The following is a 23114-nucleotide window of genomic DNA, read 5'->3' as shown; positions in this document are numbered from 1 at the left end:
GCCGTTCCACGGCGCTCCGCTCTATCTCCTTGTTTTAACGCAATTCCGGCGGAAAACCGCTTCACACTTTTCCTGGAATTGCTTTATAGCGCAACAATGTCTCAGATCATCTACAAGATCGCGCCCGAAGCCCTTTGGCGCGAGGCCGAGAAAAACGGCCGCTTCACCGGCGCTCCGATCGACGTCGCCGACGGCTTCATCCATTTCTCCACTGCTGATCAGGCCAGGGAGACGGCGGCGAAGCATTTCGCCGGCCAGACGGATTTGCTGCTGATCGCCATCGACGGGGCGCTGCTCGGTGACGCGCTGAAATACGAGGTCTCGCGCGGCGGCGCGCTGTTTCCGCATCTCTATGGCGTGCTCGACATGAACGCCGTGCTGTGGGTGCGGCCACTGCCGCTCGGGGCCGACGGCGCCCATCAATTCCCGGCGCTGGAGGCCGAATGATCGTGTTCGATCGCATCGGCCAGAAACTGCTGTTCACCTTCGATCCGGAAACGGCGCATGGCATGTCGATCGCGGCGCTGCGATGCGGTCTGCCGGTCGGCGCGCGGACGGTGCGCGACGATAGGTTGAAGCTCAGCCTCTGTGGCATCGCCTTCCCCAATCCGCTCGGCATGGCCGCAGGCTACGACAAGAACGCCGAGGTGCCCGACGCGCTGCTTGGCCTCGGCTTCGGCTTTGCCGAAGTCGGCACCGTGACGCCGCTGCCGCAGGCCGGCAATCCGAAGCCGCGCATTTTCCGGCTGACTGAGGATGATGCGGTGATCAACCGCCTGGGCTTCAACAATGAGGGCCACGAGGCGGCGGAAAAACGCCTTGCCGCGCGCCAGGGACGCGGCGGCATTGTCGGCGTCAACATCGGCGCCAACAAGGACAGCGCCGATCGTGTCCGTGACTATGAGTTGGGCGTTTCCCGCTTTGCAAAATACGCCAGCTATCTCACCGTCAACATCTCGTCGCCCAACACGCCCGGCCTGCGCACCATGCAGGCGCGCGAACAGCTCGGCGAACTGTTGTCTCGGGTCATGTCGGTGCGTGCAGCAGCTTCGGCGCAGCCGCCCCTCTTCCTCAAGATCGCGCCCGATCTGGTCGAGGCCGAGCTTGAAGACATCGCCGCCGAAGTCAGCGAGAAGCAGATCGACGGCGTCATCGTCTCCAACACGACGCTCTCGCGATCCGGATTGCGTAGCCCAAGCGGCGCCGGCGAGACCGGCGGTCTCTCGGGAAAACCGCTGTTCGAGCGCTCGACCATCGTGCTCGCCAAGATGCGTCGGCTGCTCGGGCCGGATCGCGCCATCATCGGGGTCGGCGGCCTCGATTCCACTGATGCCGCGCTGGAAAAGATCCGCGCCGGCGCCGATCTGGTGCAGCTCTACACCGGTATGATCTATGCCGGGCCGGCGCTGCCGGGGCGCATCCTTGCCGGGATGGTGCGATTTGCCGACAAGGAGCGGCTGAAATCATTGCGCGAACTGCGCGACAGCCGGCTCGATCAGTGGGCTGCCAGGCCGCTCTAAAACGCCGTGCGCAACCGGAGCCGCAGGATGGCCAGCAGGCTGAAGCCGCGCACCAGCAGGAAAACGTGCAGCGCCGCCCACAGGCCGTGATTGCCGAGAGACGGCGCCAAGCTGAATAATGCGGCGCTGAAGGCCAGGAACGACACCAGCATCATGTTGCGCATATCGCGCGACCACGTGGCGCCGATGAAGACGCCGTCCATCTGGAAGGCCAGCACGCCGCTCAGCGGTGTCAGTGCCGCCCACGGCAGATAGATGTCGGCAACAGCACGAACGTCCTGCGACGTGGTGATCAAAGAAATCAGGCCGGCGCCGCCGAGCCAGAAGATCAGCGTCGCGGTTCCGGCGAGGCCGAACCCCCAGAACAAGGTCAGACGCACCGCCCGGCGGAACGCCGTCTCGGCGCGTGCGCCGATCGCGCGTCCCGCCAACTGCTCGGCGGCTGTGGCAAAACCGTCGAGGAAATAGCCGGCGACGAGAAAGAAGTTCATCAGCACGGCATTGGCGGCCAGCGTCAGCGTGCCGAACTGCGCGCCTTGGCGGGTGAACAGCGCGAAGGCGGCGAGCAGCGAGAACGAGCGGATCATGATATCGCGGTTGAGCGACAGCATGCGCAGGAAAGCGGGCATGTCGAGCAGGCGATGCCGCGGCAGGCGGGGTGCGGCCCGGAAGCGCCAGACAACGATGGCGAGACCCAGCAGCATGGCCAGACATTCGCCGGTGACGGTCGCCCAGGCCACGCCGGCGACGCCCCAGCCAAGCTTCAGGCCGAGCAGGATGCAAAGCACGATGTTGATGCCGTTGAGCACCGCCTGCAGCATCAGCCCAAGCCCGCCCTCGCCGCGTCCAAGGACATAGCCGAGGATGGCGTAGTTGATAAGCGTGAAGGGGGCGGCGAGCATTCTGATGTGGATATAGACGCCCATCGCCTCGCCGACGCGCGCTTCGCCGCCGATGAATTTCTGGCCGGCGATGGCAATCAGCGGCGCAAGGACGACAAGCACGATGCCGGCGGCGACCGCGATCAGCACGGCGCGCCAGAACACCGCCTGCTCCTCCAGTTCGTCGCCGCGCCCAAACGCCTGGGCGACGAGGCCGGTGGTGCCGGAGCGCAGGAAATTGAAGGTGCTGAAGACCACGTCGAAGACCAGCGCCCCGGCCGCCAGGCCGCCGAGCAGGGCGGCATCGCCGAACTGCCCGACCACCGCCGTGTCGACGATGCCGAGCAGCGGCGTCGTCAGATAGGCGAGCGTCATCGGCACGGCGATGGCGAGCACCGAACGGTTAGTGACGGCGAAGGGTCTCGCGTCGGCTGGGATTGCACCCGTGTCCAGGGGACTGCTGCCTTGCTGATTGCGGCTTGATCGAACAGCCGATGTGCCCCATTTTCCGGCCACCGCGCAATCACTCTTGCCGTGACGGCCAACCGAAATGTTCTTCTGGCGCGAGCCCGCCGGATCCGAGTACTGGTTTTAAGCAATTCCCAAGGGGAAGCGCTACGCGCTTCTCCCGGGAAAACCGCTGCCCACTTTTCCTGGAATTGCTTTAGCCATGCCTTTGCAGATCGTCCATCACCCCGACTACGATGCCGGCTTCGCGGTCAATCATCGCTTTCCGATGAGCAAATATCCGCTGCTGATGCAGGCCTTGCATATCAGGGGTCTGATCCACGCCGAGGCGCTTGCGATGCCCGAGCCGGCGCCGGCCTCCTGGCTGAAGCTTGCCCATGCGGCTGATTATGTCGACCAGGTCATCGCTTGTTCGGTGCCTGAGAAGATCGAGCGCGAGATCGGCTTTCCCGTGGGTCCGCGCGTTTCGCTCAGGGCGCAACTCGCCGCCGGTGGTACGGTGCTGGCCGCACGGCTGGCGCTTATCAACGGCATTGCCTGTAACACTGCCGGCGGCAGCCACCATGCGCGGCGTGCGCAAGGCGCGGGCTTCTGCACTTTCAACGATGTCGCCGTCGCTTCGCTGGTGCTGCTAGCCGAAGGTTCCGCCCAAAAAATCCTGATCGTCGATCTCGATGTGCATCAGGGCGACGGCACGGCGGATATACTGAGAGACGAACCACGCGCCTTCACCTTCTCCATGCATGGCGAGCGCAATTATCCGGTGCGCAAGATTGCCTCCGATCTCGACGTTGCGCTGCCGGACGGCACCGGCGATGGCGCCTATCTCGAGCGGCTGGGCGCCCTCCTGCCGGAGCTCTCGGCCAAGGCGCACTGGGACATCGTCTTCTACAATGCCGGCGTCGACGTGCATGCCGAGGACCGGCTCGGCCGGCTATCGCTCAGCGATGACGGCGTGCGTGCCCGCGACGCCATGGTGATCGGTCATTTCCGCGCGCTGGGCATCCCGGTCTGCGGTGTCATCGGCGGCGGCTATTCGACCGATGTCGCAGCGCTGGCCGCGCGCCACGCCATCCTGTTCGAGGTGGCGTCGGACTTTGCCTGAGTGGCCTTCGGTTTGAGCACAATCTTTTCCGAAAACCGGTTGCCACTTTTAGGGATCATGCCTCCGCTTCACTTCCGGTAGTTCGCGACCCTGAGCAGGATGAACACCGGCACGACGATCGCGGCGCCGAGCAGGATATAGCCCAAGAAGCGATAGACCGCGTTGAAGCCGAGGTTCCACAAATCGATGAAGAAACCCTGGATGCGGTAGAAGACGTCCATCGGCGTCCAGCCGAACGCATTCATGACCAGGCCGACGAGGAACGACACGACCAGCAGCTTGACGATCACCCTGACGGGCGAGTCACCGAGAAAGCGCGTCACTGTGGACAAGGGGCTGCCTCCAGATTGGTATGCCCGGATTCGGGGTACAAACCCACGAATACGCACTTGCTGCGCCCGCATCAAGGCAGGCGGACTGGTGCAATCGGTCGGGGTTTCCAACAGCCGTTTCCGAAGAGCTGTCCAAGGGCGATTGCCCGAAGCACGCCCCTCATGATATCGAGAGGCAAATGCGGGTATGATGTAATGGTAGCTTGTCAGCTTCCCAAGCTGAACGCGAGGGTTCGATTCCCTCTACCCGCTCCAGTTCCTATCCCACTTCCCGCAAGATAAAATCGTGCAGCATCTTGGCTGCCGGCGACAACACGCGGTTCTTCACCGTGATCAGGCTGTAGGGGCGGACCTCGATGTCGAACTCGGTCTGGACGACATCGATGGCGCCGGCGAGACCGTCGGGGTTCTGGATGAATTTTGCCACCTGAATCGACACCGGGGCGATGGCGTCGGACTGCGCCACCATGACCAAAGTCAGCAGCAGCGAAGAGGTGTTGAGGATGCGGTCAGGCAGGGCGATGTTGCGGTTCAGGAAATTGCTCTCCATCGCTTGGCGCAGCGGCGACCCGCCCGACTGGAACACCCAGTCAAAGGCGGCGGTGTCCTCCAGCCGCACCGCCTTCCCATTGTTGAGAGGATGGCCGTTGCTCAGCGGGTGGCCTCGGCGCACGATCAGGCAGGCCTTCTCGACGCCGATGACACGCGATTCGAACAGCCGCGGATTGAGGTCTTCGGGAACACGGGCGATGATGAAATCATGGCGCGTGGCGATCAGTTCGCGCGCCAGCACATTCGACGTCTCGACCTGCATGGTAATCTCGATGCGCGGATAGAGGCGGCGTATCTCGCGGATCGCCGGGACCGCCAGTTCGATCGCCGGCGCCGTCACCGCGCCAAGGAACACCGAGCCGCCCTTGCCGGCCTTGAGCTCCGATATTTCGCGGTCGGCCTCGCGCATTTCGAGCAGGATCGAGCGCGCGCGCCGGGCCAGCGCCTTGCCGTAAGGGGTGAGCGTGATGCCGCGCGGCAGCCTTTCGCACAGCTTGACCTCAAGCACCGCTTCCATCTCGGAAATCATGCGCGAGGCCGCCGGCTGCGAGATGTTCATCACCTGGGCCGCCGCGCTCACCCGACCGTGATCGTCGAGTGCTGCGATCATGCGCATGTGACGCAGGCTCAAGCCACTGCGCAGAAGTGTCTCGCCATCGCCCGGCAATTCATCGTAACCGCTTGAAATTCCCTGAGGACCTCGTAAAGCCGCCATGCCTTTTCCCGCTTCCGCCACTGTTCCAGCCCGGTCTAGTCATATACCGGTTTTGGTATAGCAACCACCGAAGATCGCATTTGACAGTTATGGCAAAGGGTCACACTTTCGCGCGTCCTCAAGACTTGACGGTCGATGACGAGCAAAATCATATCGATTTAAATCAAGACTGAGGGCCGATTGGGAGGATACCGGAGATCGATTATGACGGCGGCGGCGCTTTGGCGCATCCGCCCGACTGCGCGGCCCGCGAAGCCCCGAGGTGTCGCGTCCATCAACCAGGGAGAGTTTTACGTGAAAATCATCAAGACACTGGCCGCCGTCGCGGCCCTTGGCATCGCTGCCATGACCTACTCGGCGCACGCAGCCGACAAGGGTCTTGTCGGCGTGCTGATGCCGACCAAGACCTCGCAGCGCTGGATCAATGACGGCGATGCCGTCAAGTCCCAGCTCGAAGCTCTCGGCTACACGGTCGACCTGCAGTACGCGCAGGACGACATCCCCAACCAGCTCAGCCAGCTGGAAAACGAAATCACCAAGGGCCCGAAGGCGCTGATCATCGCTTCGATCGACGGCACGACCCTGTCGGACGCGCTGCAGAAGGCCGCTGACGCCGGCGTCGTCGTCGTCGCCTATGACCGCCTGATCAAGAAGACCGCCAATGTCGATTACTACACCACCTTCGACAATTTCGGCGTCGGCGTGATCCAGGCGAACTCGCTGGTCAAGGGCCTCAAGGAGCGCTTCCCGAACACCAAGCCGTGGAACGTCGAACTGTTCGGCGGCTCGCCGGACGACAACAACGCCTTCTTCTTCTACAACGGCGCAATCTCGGTGCTGCAGCCGCTGATCGATGACGGCTCGATCAAGATCAAGTCCGGCCAGACCGGCATGGACAAGGTCGGCACGCTGCGCTGGCTCGCCGCCACCGCCCAGGCGCGCATGGACAACCTGCTGTCGGCCAACTACTCGGACGGCAGCCGCGTCGATGGCGTTCTTTCGCCCTATGACGGCCTGTCGCGCGGCATCACCGCTTCGCTGCGCGCCGTCGGTTACGGCACCGACGCCCAGCCGTGGCCGATCGTGACCGGCCAGGACGCCGAGACCGCTTCGGTCAAGCTGATCATCACGGGCGAGCAATACTCGACCGTGTTCAAGGACACCCGCGAACTGGCCAAGGCCACCGTCGAACTCGTCGACAAGGTGCTCTCGGGCGGCAAGCCGGACGGCCTCGATGAAAAGACCTACAATAACGACGTCAAGGTCGTCCCCTCGATCCTTTTGACGCCGCATGAGGTCGACAAGTCGAACTACCAGGCACTGGTCGTCGACTCCGGCTACATCAAGGCCGACGAACTGAAGTAATCCGTTTATAATGACAGGGGTCCTGCGCGACGCAGGACCCCTTTCCGTTCACAAGCGACCCCGGTATTGTTTCTACCGGACTTAGTTTGCGTGCATGTCGTTGCCTCAAACCGCAAGCACTTTGGAGCGACATGCAACAGGAGGAGCTTGCCCTGATGACGACGATTTTGGAGATGCGCGACATCACCAAGACGTTCCCCGGCGTGAAGGCGCTGTCGAACGTCAACCTCAGCGTCGAAGAAGGCGAGATCCACGCCGTGGTTGGCGAGAACGGCGCCGGCAAGTCGACGCTGATGAAGGTTCTGTCGGGCGTCTATCCCGCCGGCACCTATGACGGCCAGATCATTTTTCAGGGTCAGGAATGCCAGTTCAAAGGTATCCATGACAGCGAACACAAGGGCATCGTCATCATCCACCAGGAGCTAGCGCTGGTGCCGATGCTGTCGATCACCGAAAATATCTTCCTCGGCAACGAAAACGCCCGATACGGCGTCATCGACTGGGATGCCAACGAGGCGCGCACCGCTGCCCTGTTGAAGAAGGTGGGCCTCAAGGAGGACCCCAAGACACTGATCACCAATATCGGCGTCGGCAAGCAGCAGCTGGTCGAGATCGCCAAGGCGCTGAGCAAGGACGTCAAGCTTTTAATCCTCGATGAGCCGACCGCGTCGCTCAGCGAGAGAGACAGCCAGGCGCTGCTCGATCTTCTGCTCGAATTCAAGCGGCAAGGCATGACCTCGATCCTGATCTCGCACAAGCTCAACGAGATCAACCGGGTCGCCGACAAGGTAACCGTCATCCGTGACGGGCGCACCATCGAGACGCTGGCCAAGAAGGATATCTCCGAAGACCGCATCATCACCTCGATGGTCGGCCGTTCGCTAGACGACCGCTATCCGCCGCGCGAGCCCAAGATCGGCGAAGTCGTGTTCGAGGTGAAGAACTGGTCGGTCTATCACCCGCTCCATGCCGAGCGGCAGGTGATCAAGGGCATCGACATCAATGTGCGCAAGGGCGAGGTGGTCGGCATCGCCGGGCTGATGGGCGCCGGCCGCACCGAATTCGCCATGAGCCTGTTCGGCCGCTCCTATGGCCGCCGCATCACCGGCGAAGTGCTGCTCAAGGGCAAGCCGGTCGATGTCTCGTCGGTAAGCAAGGCGGTCCAACACGGCATCGCCTATGTCACCGAGGACCGCAAGACCTACGGCCTCAACCTCATCGACCATATCAAGCATAACATTACGCTGGCCAATCTCGACGGCGTATCGCGCCACAGCGTGATCGACGACATGCGCGAACTTGCGGTCGCCAACGACTATCGCAAGAAGACCAATATCCGAGCGTCCAGCGTCTATCAGATGACCGGCAATCTTTCCGGCGGCAACCAGCAGAAGGTGGTGCTGTCGAAATGGTTGTTTGCCGACCCTGACGTGCTGATCCTCGACGAGCCGACACGCGGCATCGATGTCGGCGCCAAGTATGAAATCTACACGATCATCGCGCGCCTTGCCTCGGAGGGTAAGGCGATCGTGGTCATCTCGTCGGAAATGCCGGAATTGCTGGGGATTACCGACCGCATCTACGTCATGAACGAAGGGCGCATGGTGGGCGAAATGCCGGCGGCGGAAGCAAGCCAGGAAAAGATAATGCGCGCCATCGTCCGGGGAGAAGGAAAAGCAGCATGAGCACCGAAAGCGCCCCCGCCCCGCAGGGCAACGTCGCCGACGAACAGCGCCCGCGCATCGCCGTCTCGGCGCTGGCGACGAATTTACGCGAATACGGACTGATCATAGCCCTGATCGTCATCATGCTGTTCTTCCAGTTCACCACGTCGGGGACGTTGTTCAAGCCGGTCAACCTCAGCAATCTGGTGCAGCAGAACTCCTTCATCATCGTGATGGCGCTGGGCATGCTGCTGGTGATCGTATCGGGCTATATCGACCTCAGCGTCGGATCGGTCGCCGGTTTCATTGGCGCGCTGGCGGCAAACATGATGGTCATCTGGCAACTCGGACCGCTGAGCAATCCCCTGGTGGTTTCGATCGTCTGCCTGGTCGCGGGTGGCCTGATCGGCGCCGCGCAAGGGTATTGGATCGCCTATCACCGGATACCGAGCTTCATTGTCACGCTGGCCGGAATGCTGATCTTCCGCGGCATTTGCCAGGCGTTGCTTGGCGGCGGCTCGTCGGTGGGTCCGCTTCCCGACGACTTCAAGATGCTCAGTTCCGGCTTCATCCCGGATGTGATCGGCCCACTGACGCTCGTCCCGCCGGTCGTGAACGCAGCCGGCAAGACCATCATGGGCAGCGGCGTGACCCTGCACATGACGACGGTCGTGCTGGGGCTGATCGCCGTGCTCGCCTATGCCTATTTCGGGGTCCGCACCCGGCGCAAACGAGAACGCCATGGTTATGAGGCCGAGCCCTTCACCCTGTTCGTCGTCAAGACGCTGGTCGCCAGCGCGCTGGCGCTGTTCCTGGTCTATGAGTTTGCCAGCTACCGCGGCCTGCCCGTGGTGCTGCTGGTCATGGGCGTGCTGATCACGCTGTTCGTCTTCGTCACCAAGCGCATGACCATCGGGAGGCGCATCTACGCCATGGGCGGCAATCCCAAGGCGGCGCAGCTGTCGGGCATCAACACCGAGCGGCTGACGCTGATGGTGTTCATCAATATGGGCGTGCTGTCGGCGCTTGGCGGCCTGATCATCGCGGCTCGTCTGGGCCAGGCGGTCCCGGCGGCGGGTCTCGGCTCGGAGCTCGACGTCATCGCCGCCGTGTTCATCGGCGGCGCCTCGGCGATGGGCGGCGTCGGCCAGGTCATCGGGGCGGTCGTCGGCGGCTTCATCATGGGCGTGATGAACAACGGCATGTCGATCATGGGCGTCAATGTCGACTGGCAGCAGGTGGTCAAAGGCCTGGTGCTGCTCGGCGCCGTGATCTTCGACGTCTACAACAAGAACAAGGCCTGACAAGCTTCAGGCGAGGCAAGCAGGAGGCATACGGTCGCGGCGCAGCCGGCAAGTTGTCGGCATAAGAAGTCCCCCGAGGGATGGAGCTCGCGAGCGCAATCCGGACGAAGAGTTCAACCCGTGGCGCGGCGAGGTCCGAGCCGCGCAGGTCAAGGTTTGCCAAGGGGCAACCCGGCCAAGGCACATGAGAGAGGATTTCATCATGCTGATCTCCCAGATCCTCGACGACGCCGAGACCATCCGCGTCGTCGCCCGCAATGGCGGCGGCAAGACCAGGATCATCAACGGCGCCCGCAGCGTCTATTCGCTGGCCATGGAAGCCGCGCGCACCGGAACGGGCCTCGCCGCGCTGATCGAGCGCAAGGGGTTCGGTGAAGCGATAGACCTCGACGCCGTCTACAAGAAGGGCCGGCTGGTGTCGCCGATCAACCATCCCGATCCTGCGCATCTGCATCTGACCGGCACCGGCCTGACCCATCTCGGCTCGGCGGCGACGCGCGATTCCATGCACAAGAAGCTCAGCGATGGCGGCGAGGAGCAGCTTACCGATTCCATGAAGATGTTCCGCATGGGGCTCGAAGGCGGCAAGCCGGCCAAGGGCCAGACCGGCGTGCAGCCGGAATGGTTCTACAAGGGCAACGGCACCATGGCGGTGGCGCCGGGCGCCGCACTGATGTCGCCGGCCTTTGCGCAGGACGCCGGCGAGGAGCCGGAAATCGCCGGCATCTATGTCATCGGCGACGACGGCGCGCCGTTCCGCGTCGGCTTCACGCTGTCGAACGAGTTTTCCGATCATGTTACCGAGCGGGTGAACTATCTGTTCCTGGCACATTCCAAACTGCGCAACGCCTCGTTCGGGCCGGAAATCCTGATCGGCGACCTGCCGGCCGACGTCAGGGGCTCATCGCGAATCTATCGCGACAGCAATTTGCTGTGGGAAAAGCCGTTCCTGTCGGGCGAAGCGAACATGTCGCACACAATCGCCAATCTCGAACATCATCACTTCAAATATTCGGCCTTCCGCCAGCCGGGCGACGTGCATGTGCACATGTTCGGCACGGCGACGCTGTCCTTTGCCGACGGCATCAAGACTCAGGCCGGCGACGTGTTCGAGATCGAGGCCGGGGATTTCGGCCTGCCGCTGCGCAACCCGCTGGAGATCGAGCAGCCGGTGAAGGTGGCGGTGAAGGCGCTTTGAGGCAGCATCACATTTGGGAGCCGGAATGAACGGAATGCGGCTTGTCATTGTGTTCACGGGCGTGGCCCTGTTCCTGACCCAACCGTCGGTGGCCTTTAGCGCCGGCCAGTGCAGCCCGAAGTCCTATCGTGAAGCCCGTTTGGCGATGACGAGCCGTCTTCTGGCAACCGGCTATTCGAAAGCCCAGGTGAGCTTTCTGATGCGCAACACGGATCACATGACATCAGCGCTTCGCACCGACAGGCTGAACAACAATGGCAAGGTCTGCGGCATCGACTCCGCCAAGGCCCATGTCCTCGGTTGCCTCGACAAGCAGTTGTTCCCGTTGAAGCGCGGCTCAAACGCTTCGCTCGACGAGGTCAAACTGACCGAAGGCTTTTGGGGCAGGAAACGTTTGGCCGCACGCGAACTGCTGTTTATCGGCCATTTTCATGCCTGCCTTGGCGCCGCGAAAGAGTATCTCTTTCGCGGCTGACTCCGGCGGGCCGGAAGTCAATAAATATCGAAATCGAAATACTTGGCCTGGATCTTCTTGTAAGTGCCGTCGGCGACGATGGCGTCTATCGCCGCATTCAGCTTGTCGCGTAGCGCCGTGTCTTCCAGGCGGACAGCGATGCCGGCTTGCGTCTCGGTGCCCTTGACGTCGCCGACAAGCTTGCAGCAGCCTTCGCTCGCCTTCTTCAGCCAGTCCATCAGCACGAACTTGTCGGAGATGACGGCGTCGAGACGGCCGTTCTGCAAGTCGGTGATCGCCTCTTCCTGGGTGGGGTAGAGTTTCGCCTCGGCGCCGGCCTTGCCATAGGCGTCCTGCGCATAGTCGGCCTGGGTGGTCGAGGCCTGCGCGCCCACCGTCTTGCCGGCAAGGGCTGCCGGTTCGGTGGAAGTGAGGTCGCTGTCCTTGGGCGCCACCAGCGCCAGCGGCGTCGTGTAGTATTTGTTGGTGAAGGCGACCTGTTTCTTGCGCTCCTCGGTGATGCTCATCGAGGCGATGATGGCGTCGAACTTTTTCGCCTGCAGCGCCGGGATGATGCCGTCCCAGTCCTGGGTGACGATCTCGCACTCGACCTTCATCTGCGCACACAGCGCATTGGCAATGTCGATGTCGAAGCCCTCGATCTTGCCGTCCGCGGTGATGGTGTTGAAGGGCGGATAAGCGCCCTCGGTGCCGATCTTCAATTTCTCCTGCGCCTCAGCCAGCGAGCCGGCCGATATCACCAGCATGGCAGCGCCCGCTGCCGATATGATCCATCTTGAAATCTGCATTTTGGTTCCCCTTGCGCGCCGTTCTCTTGCCGGCCACCGAAAGGCAGCCAAGCATGGTGAGGCAGCGCAGGCAAGTATTTTGCCTGACGGTGATCGAAGGTTCAGCCGGCGGGGCGGAAATGCTTGGAGAGCTTGAGGCCTTGCGCCTGGTAATTCGAGCCGAGATCGGTGCCGTAAAGCGCCTGCGGCCGCTTCAGCATGTGTTCGTAGACCAGCCGGCCGACGATCTGGCCGTGGTCGAGGATGAACGGCACTTCGTGGCTGCGCACTTCGAGCACCGCCCGGCTGCCGGTGCCGCCTGAGGCCGAATGGCCGAAGCCCGGATCGAAGAAGCCGGCATAGTGAACACGGAATTCGCCAACCAGCGGATCGAAGGGCGTCATCTCGGCGGCGTAGAGCGGCGGCACGTGCACGGCTTCGCGGCTGACCAGGATGTAGAACTCGTCCGGGTCGAGCACCAGTTCGCCGGCGCCGCTCTTATAGAGCGGCTCCCAGAAATCGACGGCATCCTGGGCGGCGCGCTTGTCGACATCGACCAAGCCGGTGTGATGCTTGCCGCGATAGCCGACCAGGCCGTTCTGGTCGCCGTCAAGATCGATCGACAGCGCAATGCCGCCGCCGGAAATGTTGGGCGGCTCGGTCGCCACCAGCATCTCGGCGCGGTGCAATTCGTTCAGTTCTGCCTCCGACAACAGCGCGTTGCCGGTGCGAAAGCGGATCTGCGACAGCCTCGATCCGGCGCGTACGACGATCGGGAAGGTGCGCGGACTGACTTCGAGATAAAGCGGCCCGTGATAGCCGGGGGCGATCTTGTCGAACTCATGGCCGCGATCGGTCATCACCCGGGTGAAGATGTCGAGCCGGCCGGTCGAGCTCTTCGGGTTGGCCGAGGCCGACACGTTTGCGGGCAGCGCCAGGCGTTCGAGCAGCGGCACGATGTAGACGCAGCCGGTTTCCAGCACCGCGCCCTCGGCGAGACTGAACTCATGCAATTTCAGCCGGTGAAGCTTGTCGGCCACCAGATGATCGGGACCCGGCAGGAAGGAGGCGCGCACGCGAAAAGCCTTGTCGCCGAGCCTGAGATCGAGGCTCGCCGGCTGCACCTGGTCGACATCGAGCGCGCGCGGCGACTTCAGCGCGCCGGACTGAAACAGCGCGGAAATGTCCTGATCGGGAAGAATGCCTGTCTGCCGCAAAAGGCTGGCTCCGCTCCAAGGTCGGTCTCTTTGTGGCAGGTTCTTGCCGCAAAACCGCTGGATATTATTGCGGAACCTGCCTGGTACAAACCTCTTAATGAAGCCGGCAATTGACGCAAGCGCAGGTGAGGTCTAAAGGGTCGTTATCCCGTGGTGATTTGGCCGGTCGGCTTGCAGCCACGTTAAACAAGTCGCTAAAGGACCGTCGGGCCGCAAGGCCATATGGACCGGTTGCGACTTTCGCGGCCGGTTTTTTTGTGTCTGGAACAAAAGCGATGAGCACCAAGAAGCGTAACTGGAAACCTCAGACCGCACTCGTGCACGGGGGAACGCTGCGTTCCCAGTTCGGCGAGACGTCCGAAGCGATGTACCTCACCCAAGGCTATGTCTACGAGACGGCGCAGGCTGCCGAGGCCCGTTTCAAGGGCGAGGAGCCGGGCTTCATCTATTCGCGCTATGCCAACCCTACCGTCGACATGTTCGAAAAGCGCATGTGCGCGCTGGAGGGTGCCGAAGATGCGCGCGCCACGGCGTCCGGCATGGCTGCGGTGACGGCAGCGCTCCTGTGCAGCGCCAAGGCCGGCGACCATATCGTTGCGGCGCGCGCGCTGTTCGGCTCCTGCCGCTGGGTGGTGGAGACGCTGGCGCCGAAATACGGCATCGAGGCAACGCTGGTCGACGGCACCGACATCGCCAACTGGGAAAAGGCGGTGCGGCCGAACACGAAACTGTTCTTCCTGGAAAGCCCGACCAATCCGACGCTGGAAGTGGTCGACATCGCAGCGGTGGCGGCGCTCGCCACCTCGATCGGCGCCAGGCTGATCGTCGACAATGTCTTTGCCACGCCCTTGCAGCAGAAGCCCTTGCAGCTCGGCGCCCATATCGTCGTCTACTCCGCGACCAAGCACATTGACGGCCAGGGACGCTGTCTCGGCGGCATCATCCTGTCGGACAAGAAATGGATCGACGAGAATTTGCACGACTATTTCCGCCACACCGGCCCGAGCCTGTCGCCGTTCAACGCCTGGACGCTGCTCAAGGGCCTGGAGACGCTGCCGGTTCGGGTGCGCCAGCAGACGGAAAGCGCGGCCAAGATCGCGGATTTCCTGGCAGGACGGCCGGAAATCGCCCGCGTCATCTATCCCGGCCGCGCCGACCACCCGCAGGCCGACATCGTCAAGAAGCAGATGACGGGCGGATCGACGCTGATCTGCCTCGACGTGAAGGGCGGCAAGCAGGCGGCCTTCGCCTTGCAGAACGCGCTCGACATCGTGCTGATCTCCAACAATCTCGGCGACGCCAAGAGCCTGATCACCCATCCGGCGACCACCACGCACAAGAACCTCAGCGACGAAGCTCGCGCCGAGCTTGGCATCGGGCCGGGAACGCTCAGGCTGTCGGTCGGTCTTGAGGATACGGACGATCTGCTGGAGGACGTTGCGCAGGCGCTGAAGGCAGCCGGGTAGGCCGCGAGGCGTCACGCTCCCGACGAAGCCTCTTCCAGCTCGGCCGTCTTGGTGCCGATGATCATGGTGTTGCCGCGCCAATCGACGGCGCCGCTCAGCCAGCCGCGCGCCCAGATGGCGGGAAGCATCATGTCGCGGACCATCATCGCCGGGACCATGCGCAGCGACAGATGCCAGCCCTTGGCCGCGGCCAGCGCGCATTCGGGAATGTAGGCCGCCGCCAGCACGGCCAACACCGTGGCCGGCAGGCTGATGCCGGCACTTGCTGCCGCCACCAGCGCCAACGCCAACGGCACGGCGACGCCGGTCAGGATCTCGGGTGCGAAAAACAGCGGGAAAGTGACGCGGCGCAACCGCGCCCAGCGCGCCTGACGCGACCAGATGTCGGCAAGTCGGCGCTGCCCCAGTGGTTGCTCGAAAGGCGAGGCAACGAGATTGACGCGCAGGCCCAGTCCGTTGACCAGCTTGGTTGCAGCAGCATCCTCGGCGATCTCGGCGGCCAGCGCGCGGATACCGCCATTGGTATCGAGCATCGGCTTGTTCCACAGCATGCTCTTGCCCTGGGCAAAGCCGAGGCCAAGCGCCTCGCCGGCATATTGCCAGCGCGCCTGCAGCGTGTTGAGGAACGCGCATTCGACCTCGGCCCAGAAGCCTTCCGGCCGCGAGCCGATCGGCGTCGAGCAGATAAGCCCGGTATTGGTCCGCCAGGCCGCCATCAGGTGCTGGACGTAATCCCTAGGCATCAGCACGTTGGAATCCGCCAGAATAACCCAATGATTGCGCGCCGCTTCCCAGCCCTTGACGCAGTTGTTGAGCTTCGGGTTGCTGCTGACGCGGTCGTCGCCGATCAGCAGCCGGGCCGGCACGTTGGGAAACAGGACGATCGCCCTGTTTATCAGTTTGACGACGGGATCGTCGGCGTGAGCGACGCAGAAGATCAGTTCGTAGCGCGGCCAGTCGAGCGAGAAGGCTCGCTGCAGCGTCTCTTGTGTGAACGGCTCCACGCCGCGCGACGGCACGACGATCGAGACCGGTGGCTGCTCGTTGGACGGCGGGGGGATGAGACGGCGCGCTTGCAGTTTCGACGAAGCAAGCAGGATGCTGGCGAGATTGGAAAGAAGCAAAGCGGAGGAGGCGAAGGCGGCTGTGAGAGCTGGTTCCATCGAGATCTGGTCACTCCGGAAAGGCCGCTCGCGGCTGCTTTGTCAGTCGACAGATGGGCCTTGAGTCGCCGGCAAGGTTTGCGCACACCAACATTGTCATGTGTCACTTAAATGACATTGTTTGTCGGCACCTCCGCTTTGAGGCTGGCAGGACATGCCGTTGTGCGCGTATCAAACCGCATAGCGCGACAAATGTTCCTTGCCGCGCAACCGGAGCAGCCCATGTATCGCGCCGTCACGCGCAACATCGAAGTGCAGGTCAGACCGTTCTACCTGGAGGACCGCTCGGACCCGGCGGAGAACCGTTATGTCTGGGGCTACCAGGTGACGATCGACAACCAGTCGGACGATTTCGTGCAGCTTATGTCGCGTTACTGGCACATCACCGACGGCAGCGGCCGGATCGAGGAAGTGCGCGGCGCCGGCGTGGTCGGCGACCAGCCTGAGCTCAATCCCGGCGACAGCTATCAATACACGTCAGGCTGCCCGCTCTCGACGCCCTCCGGCTTCATGGTCGGCCACTACACCATGCGCAACAAAAAGGGCGAGACGTTCGACGTCGCTATTCCCGCGTTTTCGCTGGATCTGCCGGGGACGCGGCGGACGGTGAATTAGGGGTTTTCTCCCCATCTCTATACGGGGAGGAATGCCCGGCAGTGCAACGAGGGGCGCCGCCGGACTCATGAGGTTATCTTCCACGCACATGACGTAGGCTATGCGCGGCCATTCACCAAAGTTCGCGCTGCCCCTCATCCGCCCTTCGGGCACCTTCTCCCCGTGAACGGGGAGAAGGAAGAGATGCTACTGAGTTGCAAACTCCGCCGGGTCGAAGTCGTACTGCTTCGAGCAGAACTCGCAGGCGACGTGGATGCCGCCATCTTCGGTGCTGTCCTTGATCTCCTGCGCGGAAAACCCCTCGAGGATGCCGCGTATCTTGTCCCTTGAGCAGGAACATTGGTCGGCGACCGGCACGCCGCCGAAGACGCGCACGCCATGTTCGTGGAACAGCCTGTAGAGCAGCCGCTCGGCGCCGATGGTCGGGTCGATCAGCTCGGTCGGCTCGATGGTGCCGAGCAGCGCCACCAGCTCGCGCCACGAATTGTCGGCCGGCTCCTGCGTCACGTCACGCGGATCGCCGTCGCCGCCCGAAATGTCGGGCACGCGCATGCGCTCGGGTGACTGCGGCAGGAACTGCGCCAGGATGCCGCCGGCGCGCCACTGCTCACGAGCGCCGCCGGGACCTGGCGTCAGAAGCTTGGCCACCGACAGCCTGAGGTCGGTCGGGATCTGCTCCGACTGGCGGAAATAGGTGCGCGCGGCGTCCTCCAGCGTCTCGCCGTCGAGCTGGACGATGCCCTGATAGCGCTGCGTGTGCGCGCCCTGGTCGATGGTCAGCGCCAAAACGCCGCTGCCCAGCAGCGTCTGCTGCGAGGTCTGGCCTGCGGCCACCAGGGCCTCCAGCCGGTCGGCGTCGAAACGCGCATAGGCGCGCAATGCCGAAGGCGTGGAGAAATCCGCGACCAGCATGTCGACCGGGCCGTCGGTGCGGGTCTGCAAGATGAACTTGCCTTCGAATTTGAGCGAGGTGCCGAGCAGCACCGTCAGCACACAGGCTTCCGCGAGCAGGCGGGCGACCGGCTCGGGATAGTCGTGACGGTTGAGGATGGCGTCGAGCATCGGCCCGAGTTGCACGGTGCGGCCGCGCACGTCGAGCGGGCCGACCTCGAAGGGTACGACATGATCGTCGCCGGCATAGCCGAACTCGCCGAGTTTGGGGTGATGTTCAGTCACTTGATGCGTTTCCAACATGACAAAGCTCCAGGGCGCGGCCATGCGGCCCGGAGGGGTGCATGCGTCCAAACGCGCTTGATTTGCGTGATGGGGCGCAAATAGGCATCGCGCCGCCCCGGATCAAGCGCTTGGAGATCAAGCGCCTGGAGATCAAGCGCCCAGACACCAGGCCAAAACCGCCTTCTGGGCGTGGAGCCGGTTCTCGGCTTCGTCGAAGACCACCGAATGCGGACCGTCGATGACCTCGTCGGTCACTTCCTCGCCACGATGCGCCGGCAGGCAGTGCATGAACAGGGTGTCGGGCTTGGCCCTGGCCATCAGCGCCGCATTGACCTGATAGGGCGAGAAGACATTATGGCCGCGGGCGCGGTGTTCCTGGCCCATCGACACCCAGCAGTCGGTGACGATGCAGTCGGCCTGGTCGACGGCCTCTTCGGGCGAGCGGGTGAAGTGCAGCTTGCCGCCATTGGTCTTCGACCAGTCGATGTGCTTCTGCGCCGGCTCGCTGCCTTCCGGCACTGCGACGTTCAGGTTGAAGCGGAACCGCGCCGAGGCCTCGAGCAGCGAATGCAGCACGTTGTTGCCGTCGCCGGTCCAGGCGATGGTCTTGCCGGCAACCGGACCGCGATGCTCCTCGAAGGTCATGATGTCGGCCATCAGCTGACAGGGATGGGTGTCGTCGGTCAGCCCGTTGATGACCGGAATCGTGGCATTCTCGGTCAGCTCGAGCAGCCGCTCATGCGACGTGGTGCGGATCATGATGGCGTCGACATAGCGCGACAGCACCTTGGCGGTGTCGGCAATGGTCTCGGAGCGGCCGAGCTGCATTTCGGTCCCGGTCAGCATGATGGTCTCGCCGCCGAGCTGTCGCATGCCGACGTCGAAGGACACGCGCGTGCGCGTCGACGGCTTGTCGAAGATCATGGCCAGCACCTTGCCTTCGAGCGGTTTGGTCCGTTCGCCGGCCTTGAGGCGCGCCTTGCGCACCACCGCATCGTCCAGCATCAGGCGCAGATCGCCTTCGGAAACGGCGGAAAGATCGGTGAAATGGCGAAGGCTCATCGGGAATGGCTCTCGGGATTACTTCGAGGCGGCCGCGGCGATGGCGTCGGTCAGGCCCTTGGCGCCGGCGCGGATGCGATCGAGCGCTTCGCCGATCTCGGCGTCGGTGACGGTCAGCGGCGGCAGCAGACGAATGACGTTGTCGCCTGCCGGCACCGCCAGCAGATGCTGGTCGCGCAGCGCCATGTTGACCTTGGTGTTGGGCATGGCGCATTTCAGGCCAAGCATCAGGCCGCTGCCCCTGATGCCTTCGATGACATCAGGAAATTCGTCGGCGACCGCCGCCAGGCCCTGCTTCATCAGCAATGCCTTGCGCTGGACGTCTTCGAGGAAGCCGTCTTCCAGCACGACGTCGAGCACAGCGTTGCCGACCGCCATGGCCAGCGGATTGCCGCCGAAAGTGGTGCCATGCACGCCTGCCGTCATGCCGACGACAGCGTCGTCGGTGGCGAGGCACGCGCCCATCGGGAAGCCGCCGCCAATGCCCTTGGCAATCGCCATGATGTCGGGCGTCACGCCGGTCCATTCATGCGCGAACAGCTTTCCGGTGCGACCGATACCGCACTGGACCTCATCGAAGATCAGCAGCAGGCCATGCTGGTCGCAGAGCTGCCGCAGCCGCTTCAAGGATTGCGTCGGCACCGGGCGGATGCCGCCCTCGCCCTGTACCGGTTCGATCAGGATCGCGGCGGTCTCTGGTGTGATCGCCTTCTCGGCGGCGTCGATGTCGTCGAAGCCGACCTGGTCGAAGCCTTCGACCTTGGGGCCGAAGCCTTCGAGATATTTGTACTGGCCGCCGGCGGCGATGGTCGCCAGCGTGCGGCCGTGGAAGGCGCCTTCGAAGGTAATGACCCGGAAGCGCTCGGGATGGCCCTTGACGAACTGGTAGCGCCGCGCCGTCTTGATCGCGCATTCGAGCGCCTCGGCGCCGGAATTGGTGAAGAACACCTTGTCGGCGAAGGTGGCGTCAGCCAGCCGCTCGCCGAGCCGGGCCTGCCCCGGGATCTCGTAGAGATTGGAGACGTGCCAGAGCTTGGCCGCCTGTTCGGTCAGCGCCGAGACCAGATGCGGATGGCTGTGGCCCAACGAATTGACCGCGATGCCGCCAGCGAAATCGAGATATCGCTCGCCCTTGTCGGTAACCAGCCAGGTGCCTTCGCCATGATCGAAGGCCAAAGGGGCGCGGGCAAAGGTCTCGTAAAGCGCCGAACCGCTCATTATATGCGTCTCCGGTACCGGAAAAATCAAAAAAGCCGCCAAAGCGGCGGCCTTTGCGGCTTATCGTGTTTTTCGGCCATGAAGTCAACGAAAACGTCGTGCAGAGGCGCGTGGCCAGCTCCCGACGAGACGCCGGCTCATAAGCGACCGGGCAAGTTGGGGAAAACCTAAAAAACCGATTCGTGTTGCACCTGGGACTCTTGTCACCGAGTCAACACATGAGGTAATTGTAGTCGGGAAATAACTAGATTTCGTGCGGCGGACCTAATCACCTAATATATGTGGTGTCTGCCCCGGCAAAGATTGCCGGGTCGGGAACGGATTCCGGCTGCCGCACACATAGCAGGAGCGCGGTCTCATGAACTGGACTGACGAGCGGGTCGAACTTCTCAGGAAACTGTGGTCGGAGGGCTTGAGCGCAAGCCAGATCGCCGCACAACTCGGCGGGGTCAGCCGCAACGCGGTCATCGGCAAGGTGCACCGGCTGAAGCTGTCGGGCCGCGGACGCTCGACCGCGACGCCGGCGCGTCAGAAGAAGACAACGCAGGGATCTTCGATCCAGAAATCGGTGCCTCGCGCCGCAACCACGCAGCGCCATGTCACGACTTCGATCGGGGCGAACGCACTGCAGGCGCAGTTCGACGCCGAGCCGGTGGCGCGCCACTACATCCGCCCGGTCGAAAACGTCGTCGTGCCGATCTCGCGGCATCTGCAGCTCACCGATCTCACCGAGCGCACCTGCAAATGGCCGAATGGCGATCCGCTATCGGAAGACTTCAACTTCTGCGGCAACGAGGCGGCTGAAACCGGACCTTACTGCAAGTACCACGCAAGGGTGGCGTTCCAGCCGGCTTCAGAGCGGCGCAGGAGCCGGTAGTTAGGAATAGGGATTGGGGACTGGGCAGTAGGGAATGGGGTAGCGCTCGTGAGGCGCTACCTTATTCTGCCTACTGCCTACTGCCTACTGCCTACTGCCTACCATCACAGCCACCCACTCTTCCGAAATCGCCAATACAAAAACGAGCAGATCAGCGCGATCGAGACCAATACGACGGGATAGCCGTATTGCATCTTCAGTTCCGGCATGTCGTCGAAATTCATGCCGTAAATGCCGGCGAGCGCCGTCGGCACCGCCAGGATCGCCGCCCATGAGGCCAGCTTCTTGGTGTTCGCGGTTTCCTGGCTCTGGCCGACCAGCAGGCTGGCTTCGAAAGCGAACGCCAGAACCTCGCGCAGGCTGTCGATCTTTTCCTGCACGGTCCGGATATGGTCGGTGACATCGCGAAACAGCGGATGCATTGCGGTATGGATCTGCGGCAGTTCGGCGCTGGTCAGCCGGCGGCAGACCTCGACCAGCGGCAGCGCCGCATTGCGCAGGCGCAACAGATCGCGGCGCAGCATATAGAGCCGCTCGATGTCGGGACCGGTCATCGGCTTCAGCAGCACCCTGTCCTCGATCGCCTCGACCTCGTCCTCGATCTGCTCTAGCACCGGCATGTAGTTGTCGACGATGAAGTCGAGGATGGCGTAGAGGACGAAATCCTCGCCCTTGGCCAGTGAGTGCGGACAGCTTTCCCAGTGCTGGCGCACGGCGGCGTATGAGGTCGAGGGACCATGCCTGACGCTGACGATATAGCCTGAGCCGACGAACAGATGCGTCTCGCCGAAGGTGACGCGTCCGTCGATCAGCTGTGCAGTGCGGGCAACGATGAACAGTGCATCGCCATATTGCTCGATCTTCGGCCGCTGGTGCGGATGTTCGGCGTCTTCGATCGCCAGTTCGTGCAGATGAAATTGCGCCTTGACGCGCAGCAGAAGCTCGCGGTCGGGTTCGAGCAGCCCGATCCAGACGACATGGCCCGACTTCTTGGCCCATTCGCCGGCTTCCTCGATCGGTATGTCGGCGATGCGCTTGCCGGCGGTGTAGACGCTCGACGCGATGATGCCGGACGATGCCGGCGCCGGCTTGAACTCTCGGACATATTCCATCGCAGCCTCCTGAGCGCCTGGCCTTGGCCAGGAACCGAGACGCTAACATCCGGGCAGTTTAGCGCAATATGATTAAGCGTTCGAGGGGCGCGATCACTTCACCGGCAGCACCGGCAGGGCAACCTTGTCGGTCTTGTCGCCCTTGGGACGCTCGGCCGGCAACTGCTCGCCGGTGACGATGTAGTAGATCGTCTCGGCAATGTTGGTGGCGTGGTCGCCGATGCGCTCGATGTTCTTGGCGCAAAACAGCAGATGCGTGCACGGCGTGATGTTGCGCGGATCTTCCATCATGTAGGTCAAAAGCTCGCGAAACAGCGAGGTGTACATGGCGTCGATCTGGTCGTCGCGGTCGCGAACGAAGCCTATTTTCTCGACCGAGCGCGAGGCATAGACGTCGAGCACTTCCTTGAGCTGGGTCAAAGCGAGTTCGGCAAGCGCCTCGAGGCCGCGAAACAGGCTGGTCGGCTGGCGGCCGTCAATGACGCTGACCACACGCTTGGCGACGTTCTTGGCGAGGTCACCGACCCGTTCGAGGTCGGCCGAAATGCGGATGGCGCCGACGATCTCGCGCAGATCCGTCGCCATGGGCTGGCGCTTGGCGATGATGACGATGGCTTTGTCGTCGATTTCGCGCTGGCCATCGTCAAGCACGATGTCGTCACGAATGACCTTCTGGGCGAGGCCGGGATCGGCATTGACCAGCGCCTGGATCGCCTGCTCGACCATGCGCTCGGCATGGCCGCCCATCGCAGCGATGCGCTTCGCCAGGTATTTCAGCTCTTCGTCATAGGCGCTGACAATGTGTACGGACTGCATGGGCGAAATGCCTTCCTTAAATCTTTGGCCTTTTGAGTCGTTTCCT

Annotated in this window: 22 protein-coding genes, 1 tRNA gene and 1 riboswitch; of the genes, 12 read left to right on the top strand and 11 right to left on the bottom strand. The window is 63.0% G+C overall.

Features of this window, described 5'->3' with window-relative positions; all coding sequences use genetic code 11:
• Positions 1-96: 96 nt before the first annotated feature.
• Together X728_RS149125 and X728_RS149130 are read left to right on the top strand one after the other, a co-directional pair.
• Positions 97-447 (top strand): DUF952 domain-containing protein, encoded by a 351-nt coding sequence (locus X728_RS149125; RefSeq protein WP_023831977.1) that lies wholly within the window; start codon positions 97-99, stop codon positions 445-447.
• A complete protein-coding gene (locus tag X728_RS149130) occupies positions 444-1520 on the top strand; it encodes a quinone-dependent dihydroorotate dehydrogenase (protein ID WP_023831976.1) in 1077 nt (358 codons plus the stop codon). Before X728_RS149125 ends, X728_RS149130 begins: the two co-directional genes overlap by 4 nt.
• Here the strand turns inward: X728_RS149130 and X728_RS149135 are convergent.
• Positions 1517-2854 carry an MATE family efflux transporter gene (locus tag X728_RS149135; protein WP_023831975.1) on the bottom strand — a complete coding sequence of 446 codons (1338 nt, stop codon included), beginning with the start codon at positions 2852-2854 and terminating at the stop codon, positions 1517-1519. The genes X728_RS149130 and X728_RS149135 overlap by 4 nt on opposite strands.
• Before the next feature lie 217 nt (positions 2855-3071).
• Between X728_RS149135 and X728_RS149140 the strand changes: the two genes are divergently transcribed.
• Complete coding sequence (locus tag X728_RS149140) at positions 3072-3974, top strand: histone deacetylase (RefSeq protein ID WP_023831974.1); 903 nt, start codon at positions 3072-3074, stop codon at positions 3972-3974.
• A 68-nt stretch (positions 3975-4042) separates the two neighbouring features.
• Here the strand turns inward: X728_RS149140 and X728_RS149145 are convergent, their stop codons facing one another.
• The gene (locus tag X728_RS149145) at positions 4043-4306 is read right to left on the bottom strand and encodes a DUF6460 domain-containing protein (protein ID WP_023681941.1); all 264 of its coding nucleotides are present in this window, start codon (positions 4304-4306) and stop codon (positions 4043-4045) included.
• 181 nt (positions 4307-4487) lie between these two features.
• Between X728_RS149145 and X728_RS149150 the strand changes: the two genes are divergently transcribed.
• Positions 4488-4561: transfer RNA gene (locus X728_RS149150), tRNA-Gly, on the top strand.
• A 4-nt stretch (positions 4562-4565) separates the two neighbouring features.
• Here X728_RS149150 and X728_RS149155 read toward each other — a convergent pair.
• Complete coding sequence (locus X728_RS149155) at positions 4566-5573, bottom strand: LysR family transcriptional regulator (protein WP_023681942.1); 1008 nt, start codon at positions 5571-5573, stop codon at positions 4566-4568.
• Positions 5574-5867: 294 nt separating this feature from the next.
• Between X728_RS149155 and chvE the strand changes: the two genes are divergently transcribed.
• The 5 genes from chvE (at position 5868) to X728_RS149180 (ending at position 11579) form a co-directional block, all read left to right on the top strand.
• Positions 5868-6938 carry a multiple monosaccharide ABC transporter substrate-binding protein gene (gene chvE, locus X728_RS149160; protein ID WP_023681943.1) on the top strand — a complete coding sequence of 357 codons (1071 nt, stop codon included), beginning with the start codon at positions 5868-5870 and terminating at the stop codon, positions 6936-6938.
• Between the two features lie 152 nt (positions 6939-7090).
• Positions 7091-8623, top strand: a complete 1533-nt coding sequence (gene mmsA, locus X728_RS149165) for a multiple monosaccharide ABC transporter ATP-binding protein (RefSeq protein WP_031195625.1) — start codon at positions 7091-7093, stop codon at positions 8621-8623.
• The gene (mmsB, locus tag X728_RS149170) at positions 8620-9906 is read left to right on the top strand and encodes a multiple monosaccharide ABC transporter permease (RefSeq protein WP_023669637.1); all 1287 of its coding nucleotides are present in this window, start codon (positions 8620-8622) and stop codon (positions 9904-9906) included. The genes mmsA and mmsB overlap by 4 nt, the downstream gene beginning before the upstream one ends.
• A gap of 202 nt (positions 9907-10108) precedes the next feature.
• Positions 10109-11104, top strand: a complete 996-nt coding sequence (gene araD1 / locus X728_RS149175; protein ID WP_023669636.1) for an AraD1 family protein — start codon at positions 10109-10111, stop codon at positions 11102-11104.
• 25 nt (positions 11105-11129) lie between these two features.
• Positions 11130-11579 carry a hypothetical protein gene (locus X728_RS149180; RefSeq protein ID WP_031195624.1) on the top strand — a complete coding sequence of 150 codons (450 nt, stop codon included), beginning with the start codon at positions 11130-11132 and terminating at the stop codon, positions 11577-11579.
• 17 nt (positions 11580-11596) lie between these two features.
• On the opposite strand, the gene X728_RS149185 is transcribed toward X728_RS149180, so the two are convergent.
• Positions 11597-12367 carry an ABC transporter substrate-binding protein gene (locus tag X728_RS149185; RefSeq protein ID WP_023669635.1) on the bottom strand — a complete coding sequence of 257 codons (771 nt, stop codon included), beginning with the start codon at positions 12365-12367 and terminating at the stop codon, positions 11597-11599.
• Positions 12368-12468: 101 nt separating this feature from the next.
• Positions 12469-13563: a 2'-deoxycytidine 5'-triphosphate deaminase gene (locus X728_RS149190; protein WP_023669634.1), complete on the bottom strand. Its 1095-nt coding sequence runs from the start codon at positions 13561-13563 to the stop codon at positions 12469-12471.
• A gap of 140 nt (positions 13564-13703) precedes the next feature.
• Positions 13704-13781, top strand: a riboswitch (SAM riboswitch).
• A 57-nt stretch (positions 13782-13838) separates the two neighbouring features.
• Here X728_RS149190 and X728_RS149195 point away from each other — a divergent pair.
• Entirely contained in the window at positions 13839-15029 is a 1191-nt protein-coding gene (locus tag X728_RS149195) for an O-succinylhomoserine sulfhydrylase (RefSeq protein WP_023669633.1), read from the top strand.
• An 11-nt stretch (positions 15030-15040) separates the two neighbouring features.
• On the opposite strand, the gene X728_RS149200 is transcribed toward X728_RS149195, so the two are convergent.
• Positions 15041-16192 carry a ceramide glucosyltransferase gene (locus X728_RS149200; RefSeq protein ID WP_023831973.1) on the bottom strand — a complete coding sequence of 384 codons (1152 nt, stop codon included), beginning with the start codon at positions 16190-16192 and terminating at the stop codon, positions 15041-15043.
• Positions 16193-16414: 222 nt separating this feature from the next.
• Between X728_RS149200 and apaG the strand changes: the two genes are divergently transcribed.
• A complete protein-coding gene (gene apaG, locus X728_RS149205) occupies positions 16415-16807 on the top strand; it encodes a Co2+/Mg2+ efflux protein ApaG (RefSeq protein ID WP_023681948.1) in 393 nt (130 codons plus the stop codon).
• 186 nt (positions 16808-16993) lie between these two features.
• On the opposite strand, the gene X728_RS149210 is transcribed toward apaG, so the two are convergent.
• The 3 genes from X728_RS149210 to X728_RS149220 all read right to left on the bottom strand — a co-directional run bounded on the left by X728_RS149210 (position 16994) and on the right by X728_RS149220 (position 20263).
• Positions 16994-18025: an Hsp33 family molecular chaperone gene (locus X728_RS149210; RefSeq protein WP_031195623.1), complete on the bottom strand. Its 1032-nt coding sequence runs from the start codon at positions 18023-18025 to the stop codon at positions 16994-16996.
• Between the two features lie 108 nt (positions 18026-18133).
• On the bottom strand, positions 18134-19045 hold the full coding sequence (argF, locus tag X728_RS149215) for an ornithine carbamoyltransferase (RefSeq protein ID WP_023831972.1): 912 nt from the start codon (positions 19043-19045) through the stop codon (positions 18134-18136).
• An 18-nt stretch (positions 19046-19063) separates the two neighbouring features.
• On the bottom strand, positions 19064-20263 hold the full coding sequence (locus X728_RS149220) for an aspartate aminotransferase family protein (protein WP_023745297.1): 1200 nt from the start codon (positions 20261-20263) through the stop codon (positions 19064-19066).
• A 358-nt stretch (positions 20264-20621) separates the two neighbouring features.
• Between X728_RS149220 and X728_RS149225 the strand changes: the two genes are divergently transcribed.
• Positions 20622-21140 (top strand): GcrA family cell cycle regulator, encoded by a 519-nt coding sequence (locus X728_RS149225; RefSeq protein WP_023669627.1) that lies wholly within the window; start codon positions 20622-20624, stop codon positions 21138-21140.
• Positions 21141-21244: 104 nt separating this feature from the next.
• Here X728_RS149225 and X728_RS149230 read toward each other — a convergent pair whose 3' ends face one another.
• Together X728_RS149230 and phoU are read right to left on the bottom strand one after the other, a co-directional pair.
• Entirely contained in the window at positions 21245-22252 is a 1008-nt protein-coding gene (locus X728_RS149230) for a magnesium and cobalt transport protein CorA (RefSeq protein WP_023692534.1), read from the bottom strand.
• Between the two features lie 93 nt (positions 22253-22345).
• Positions 22346-23068, bottom strand: a complete 723-nt coding sequence (phoU, locus tag X728_RS149235; protein WP_023696693.1) for a phosphate signaling complex protein PhoU — start codon at positions 23066-23068, stop codon at positions 22346-22348.
• Between the last annotated feature and the right edge of the window lie 46 nt (positions 23069-23114).

This window comes from Mesorhizobium sp. L103C119B0, from assembly GCF_000502235.1.
In the GTDB taxonomy this organism is placed as follows: Bacteria; Pseudomonadota; Alphaproteobacteria; order Rhizobiales; family Rhizobiaceae; genus Mesorhizobium.
This window is presented reverse-complemented; position numbering and strand designations above follow the sequence as displayed.